Source organism: Moorena sp. SIO3H5 (assembly GCF_010692395.1).
Classification (GTDB): domain Bacteria; phylum Cyanobacteriota; class Cyanobacteriia; order Cyanobacteriales; family Coleofasciculaceae; genus Moorena.
Genome location: NZ_JAAHHS010000762.1, coordinates 1 through 1395, shown reverse-complemented (window position 1 = coordinate 1395; position 1395 = coordinate 1). Strand labels below are relative to the sequence as shown.

Below are 1395 nucleotides of genomic sequence, written 5' to 3'. Positions count from 1 at the left end.
CATTATAGCGATGACCAAATAGATTATCCTGCTTTATTTGAATTATGGCGTCCGATGGATATAGGGAAAATGGAAACAGCTTTGCGCAGTATTGAGGCTATCAAAGAAACAAAAGAAAGCCTCAAGGAAACAGCACCAGCTAAATGGAAAAAATATTTACTCTATTTATCTAGGAAGCATAAAAACAAGGAGGTTATCCAACAAGCCTATCGCACTAAGATTGTGATAGGGCAGGATTTACTGAGGCAGTTTTTTACAACTTATCCTGCGCTGAACCTTTCCATTAGTTTTGATAAATGGTTTACTAATCCAGCCTTTTGTAAGTTCATAGATAAAGACTTAGACAAAGCTTATGTTGCAGGTCTAAAAAGTAATGAACAAATTCTATTTAGAGGGAGCCAAAAGAAAGCTGTATCAGATTTTGTTAAACAATTACACGAAGAACAAAAGGCCAAAAAAGAAAAAGATTTACATGCCAATGATTTGCCTTTTGGTAAATGCACCATTAGATACAAAGGAAAAAAAGAAGTCTTTTACAATTATTGTAAGACCCATCATATCTGCGGCTATGGCAGGCAAAAATTACTAATTTCCCACCAGAGGGAAGATTTGTCTGATACCGCAAGAGTTTTTATTGGTAATCGCCTTCACTGGCGAGTACAACAGATGACAAAGGTTGGTCGCCACCGCTGGCCAGTTGAAGAATATCACAAAGAAGGCAAAGCCGAAGGGCTGGACCAATATCAAGTCAGAGACTTTGAGGCTATTGAAAAACACATAGCTCTAGTCGCTCTGGTCTATTCGTTATTGCAACATGCTCAATACGACGATGTACTTTTAAACAATCTTCAAGCACAACTTGATACAGATATCAAGGGCTCTTTAGCTTATTGGCGCAGAACCACACAGGCACAGGCACTGTGGATAATGATTCAATGGATTGATTTAGTCCTAAAACAGGGAATGTCCTTGGAACAAATTAACCAAACGCTTTTACCTGCTTTTAATTTGAACTAAACAATCGCTTACTCGTCTAGTGATTTAATGTTCTGTAGAGATGTGCTCCGCAGGATTAATGGCTTTGTTTTACCCAAATGTCAATGAACTAGCTATTTTTTGGGGCTATTTTATTCATTTTTAGCCCCTTTGATGTTTTGTTTTCTTTAATGCAAAAGTTGAGAATAAAGACTAAAATCCAAAAATACTTTTGAATGCTATGTTCGTCATTCCATGAAATAGGTTGACCGTTTAAGATTAAGAAGTAATTGAGAAAAATAGGGGAAAATATCCTTTAGAAATATTAAAGAAGGTATGCAAAAAAGGATGGGACAACTTTGTTTTGAAATTTGGAATTTGTGATTTGGAAATTTATAAAACATAACGCTGAAAAAGATT

The 1395-nt window shown here is 35.9% G+C and carries 1 protein-coding gene; it reads left to right on the top strand.

What is annotated here, in order from left to right; genetic code table 11:
• Positions 1 to 1017: transposase (locus F6K52_RS36315; protein ID WP_293090072.1), on the top strand; the 1017-nt coding region annotated here is incomplete at its 5' end.
• Between the last annotated feature and the right edge of the window lie 378 nt (positions 1018 to 1395).